The organism is Clostridium arbusti SL206, assembly GCF_000246895.1.
GTDB lineage: Bacteria > Bacillota > Clostridia > Clostridiales > Clostridiaceae > Clostridium_I > Clostridium_I arbusti.
In genome coordinates this window covers 1-4,670 of sequence record NZ_BAEV01000160.1, presented here as the reverse complement: position 1 = coordinate 4,670, position 4,670 = coordinate 1, and the positions used below count along the sequence as shown (strand labels likewise).

Below are 4,670 nucleotides of genomic sequence, written 5' to 3'. Positions count from 1 at the left end.
AATTTTTTAGTGTCTATTAATATCTATAATAAATTACCAATAACAATCTCTTGTTATATTTGTGTTGTAATTCTCCTAATATGTACTGTTAAGTACATCATCTCTTCTTCTGTCAGTTTATGATTAAATTCTTTTAAAATATAATCTGAAATTTTTTCAGTACACTTATAAGTATCTTTGTATCTATTCTTAATTATTTCACAGAAGCTTTTATCATCACTTTCGATTTCCTTTCCACTAAATATTCTTTCTGCAAAGAATTTTAAGTGAGTAATAAATCGTTCATAATGAAGTGAATATTCATCTAAATCTATTTTATAATGATATTTTACAATATTTAAAACATTTTGTATTAACTTAGTGATATCTAGAGTTTGATCAATATTATTTGAATTCAATTCTGCATTTACAATATGCAGCGCAATAGATCCAGCTTCATCCTCTGGCAAATCTATATTTAATCGTTTCTTGATAATCTGCAAAGCTTCCTTACCGATTAAAAACTCATGATTATAAAACCTCTTAATTTCCCACAACAACGCATTCTTAAAATTCAACCCTTGATTTAACCTTTCAATAGCAAAATTAATATGATCTGTAAGTGATATATAAATATTATCATTTAGTTTCTTACCAAGTGAATATTTGGCATAGGAAATAATTTCATTAGAAACTTGAACATGTTCCAAAGGAATTTCTGATAATAAAGTCATCAGCTTATCAGAAACATTCTTGTTTTCAATTGCATAGACCTTTTCAATCTTTTTTTCATCAATAATTTCGCCTATCTTTTTTTATACCCAATACCACATCCCATAACAATGACTTCCTTGTTATTATCATGAAAGGCACGAACTAAATTATTATTTATTATTTTATCTATGTTCATTACTTTTCCCTTCTTACTTAATCATAACTAATCTCAAACAATTATACACAAAAAAACCACACCCTAAATAATAAAACATTATTAATAAAGGTGGTCAAGCCTGCATTACCAGTAGCAATCCATATAACAATTATTGATTTGTTATGATAACGATATCATATTCTAACATTTCTGTCAATAAAATTTTTTTCATATTTATAAGTTTCCTAAGATTATTTAATACTTTCTACACCATTAGATATTGTTTATTATATGCTGATAAGCTATAATTTATAGAAGATGGTATAGATACTCCTGTTATAAACTCTAGGTGAACGATTACAAGCTATATTCTATATTTAAAATTGTTCACGTGTACATTAAATAATTTACTTAGTAATACATATTTTAGATTGGATGGTGACGTTAGTTTTGATAACAGATATGACAAATGGAAATATTTCTAAACATTTAGTTAAGTTCGCAGTGCCCTTAATACTTGGAAATTTCTTTCAGCTTACCTATAATGCCGCAGATTCCATTATTGTAGGAAGGTTTGTTGGAACAAATGCCTTGGCAGCTGTTGGTATTGCAAATCCAATTATGAATATTGTAATGTTTTTTATTATGGGGATTTGTATGGGTGCCTCAGTTTTAATGAGCGAATATTTTGGTAAAGGAGATATAAAAAAGCTTAAACGTGAAGTATCCACAACCATGATAGGTGGATTTATCTTTACCGTAGTCTTAATAATTATATGTATAATTATAACTAAACCAATTTTAGAATTAATAAGGACACCAAAAGAAATATTATCAGATGCTGCAAATTATCTCAGAATTATATTTTTAGGGCTTATATTTACTTTCTTATATAACGTTTATGCCGCTACGCTTAGAAGTATTGGCGATTCAAAAATACCATTGATATTTCTAATTATTTCTTCTTTTTTAAATGTAATAATGGATATGGTTTTTGTTGTATTATTTAAGATGGGCGTTCCGGGATCAGCACTTGCTACTTTAACAGCAGAAATGATTTCCAGCGTACTTTGTATCACCTATGTTTATCTAAAGGTACCTATACTTCGTTTTTCAAAGAAAGAAATTGTATTAGATAAAGGTCTATTAAAAGCCACTATTAATTATAGCTGGGTTACAGCCATGCAGCAAACCTGTCTCTATGTTGGAAAGTTTTTAATTCAAGGGGCCGTTAATCCACTTGGAGTAGAAGCAATCGCCACTTTTAATGCGGTAAATCGTGTAGATGATTTTGCATTTACACCAGAACAAAGCATTAGTAATGGAATGACTACATTCTTAGCTCAAAATCGTGGAGCCAAAAAACAGGAACGCATAAAAGGCGGTTTCTGGTCTGGAATGAAAATTGAAACTTTATATTGGTGCATAATTGTTGGTATAATATACTTTGGGGCACATTCCATAATGAATCTTTTTGTTTCAGAAAAAAATTCAAAAGTTGTTGAACTTGGCATAATATATCTTCAAATGATGGCATTTTTTTATTTATTGCCAAGCTGGACAAATGGAATACAAGGGTACTTTAGGGGAATGGGTGACCTTAAAATCACGCTGAAATCAACCTTTATACAAATAGTTGGTAGAGTTGTATTTGCCTATTTATTAGCTCCTAAGTTTGGAATTGTTGGAATTGCTTTAAGTTGCCTTGCTGGATGGATAGTTATGCTGGCTTATGAGGTTCCACTTTGTATTAAACATCGAAGAAGTTATTCCTGTTTGACTAATACTAATATTGTCCATCTAGTACATCAAACAAATGTTTCGGATATATCTATAAAAAAATGGAAAAGATAACAAAAATCAAACATGCAAAACATAGAATAAAAGAATTTAAATAGCTTATAACTTCATATAATTACGAAATTATACTACTTCTAGATAGAGGTTTTAAAAGTATCGACTTATTTAGGTTTATAGATAAAATATGATGAAAATACTGTATACTTTGAGAATTCATGTGTATGTCTATGCATAGCATATACATGAATAGTAATATTAGAAGCAAATTTTTCTAAGAATAAAAAGAGTAAGATAATAAGTACAACTAGAAAGATAAAAAATAAGTAATCTGGAACATACAATAAACAAATCAGAATACATTATAAGAAGAATAATTAAGCTTTTTAAAATAGCATAATTAAACATATTTTTGATTCAATACATCCCCAAATGCTCCTCATGCCTTTTTAGCAAAAGGTTTTTTGTCATGTCTATTTTTTTGCACATTTTAAAGAATTTTTTAAAAATCATCCACATTATTTAATTTTAAATTCTACATTTGCCTAATTAATAGCACATTTGAATAAAAGATTTTTTTATTCAAATGTGCTATTATAAATCCTGCTTCAACCTTACGAGTTTATAAGTTATTTTTTATATTTACGATTAACTTTTCATATTCTTCCTCAGATAAAAAAGTTTTTGCGGGATTCATATCAAAGGTTTTTCCCCAAGATGGCCCCCCTTTATACTTTGGTACTATGTGAATATGTAAATGCTTCATAGTATCTGCAAATGCTCCATAATTTATTTTATCTGGATTAAGCGCTTTATGGATTGCTTTTGCCGCCTTACGAACATCATTTATAAAAGCAGCAGCTTCATCCTCTGTAAGATCTGTAATCTCACTTTTGTGCTCTTTATAAACTACATTACATCTTCCATTATAAGTTTGTTCTTTAAATAAATATACTGTTGATACATTTAGATCACAAATTTTAATCATAAGTGAGTCTAAATCTTTGTTTTTAGAACAATAAAAACATTTTTCATCAAAGCTCATATATTTTTCCTCCTCATAATATAAATCTAATCAATGCACACGTTAACAACTTTGTCTATTACTAACCTGCATATACATTATATCATAAAATATTAGAGTATGACTATTCATTATAAAATTCAGAATTGTATATGTTATTATAATATAAAAAAATATATTGGAAATGTAAACTATAATAAAAAATCACAGACAATACCATTTATAGATAGCTGTTATAAAGATTCTAGTAACAGCTCATCTGTGTTAATTAAAATTACTGTCAAAATAATTAAAGATGGACACAGTTTAATATTTAAATTATGCAGTAGTTTTGTATGGAGTTGGGGCAAGACTTGACGATGAACCAGGTATATTTTTTATGCTTAGGAATATTAATTTGGAGGAACTCATTTCAGAAACAGTTAGTAAGAAGACACAGACTTTACTTGAAAAATCAAAAGCTAAAGGCCGCAGAGTTATTGATGAAACGGATATCTCAGATTTGTTCGGGATTGACATAGAAGTTAATGAGACTATTGTAAAGAAAAAAGCATCAAGAACTAGAGTTAATAAATCAGCTAAAAATAAGCAATGATTATAAAATATTAAGCACATATTCCGCTGGATGAAATTCTTGATATATACGAATATTCAAGACAAAAATTTAAATATCATAAATATGAAAATCATTCAACGGAATATGATACCTATTTAACCTGTTCCACAGCCTTCTTAGCAAAATCAGTATTTACTAGTTTATTAAAAGCTGGTCTTTTCTTAATAAGATTTGCATTGTATCCTTGAATTATATCCATAAGCCTATTCACATCTGCTTCTTTTATTATAGGGTTAGGTGCATAGGCATTTACAGCTCTATAGTTTTTAACATTTTGTTCTATAAGTTTTACATCAGTTCCAGGGAAAAATGATTTAATATTTTCAGCTACTGTTGCGTCACTGTTGCTGTTTACCCATTTCTGTCCTTTATAAATAGCATTT

Annotated in this window: 5 protein-coding genes and 1 pseudogene; 2 read left to right on the top strand and 4 right to left on the bottom strand. The window is 28.3% G+C overall.

Going from position 1 to position 4,670, the window contains the following annotated elements; all coding sequences use genetic code 11:
* Positions 1-53 precede the first annotated feature (53 nt).
* Both licT and RH99_RS20065 read right to left on the bottom strand, forming a co-directional pair.
* Positions 54-743, bottom strand: a complete 690-nt coding sequence (licT, locus tag RH99_RS17630; protein WP_373854744.1) for a BglG family transcription antiterminator LicT — start codon at positions 741-743, stop codon at positions 54-56.
* Positions 744-784: 41 nt separating this feature from the next.
* Positions 785-889, bottom strand: coding sequence for a CAT RNA binding domain-containing protein (locus RH99_RS20065; protein ID WP_373854743.1), 105 nt, complete (start codon positions 887-889; stop codon positions 785-787).
* 411 nt (positions 890-1,300) lie between these two features.
* Between RH99_RS20065 and RH99_RS17625 the strand changes: the two genes are divergently transcribed.
* Positions 1,301-2,704: an MATE family efflux transporter gene (locus RH99_RS17625; protein WP_010241412.1), complete on the top strand. Its 1,404-nt coding sequence runs from the start codon at positions 1,301-1,303 to the stop codon at positions 2,702-2,704.
* A 565-nt stretch (positions 2,705-3,269) separates the two neighbouring features.
* Here the strand turns inward: RH99_RS17625 and RH99_RS17620 are convergent.
* Positions 3,270-3,692 (bottom strand): HIT family protein, encoded by a 423-nt coding sequence (locus tag RH99_RS17620; RefSeq protein WP_010241411.1) that lies wholly within the window; start codon positions 3,690-3,692, stop codon positions 3,270-3,272.
* Between the two features lie 310 nt (positions 3,693-4,002).
* Here RH99_RS17620 and RH99_RS17615 point away from each other — a divergent pair, with 310 nt between their 5' ends.
* On the top strand, positions 4,003-4,266 hold the full coding sequence (locus tag RH99_RS17615; protein ID WP_010241409.1) for a hypothetical protein: 264 nt from the start codon (positions 4,003-4,005) through the stop codon (positions 4,264-4,266).
* Positions 4,267-4,378: 112 nt separating this feature from the next.
* On the opposite strand, the pseudogene RH99_RS17610 reads toward RH99_RS17615, so the two are convergent.
* A pseudogene (locus RH99_RS17610) lies at positions 4,379-4,670 on the bottom strand (ABC transporter substrate-binding protein); the annotation flags it as partial.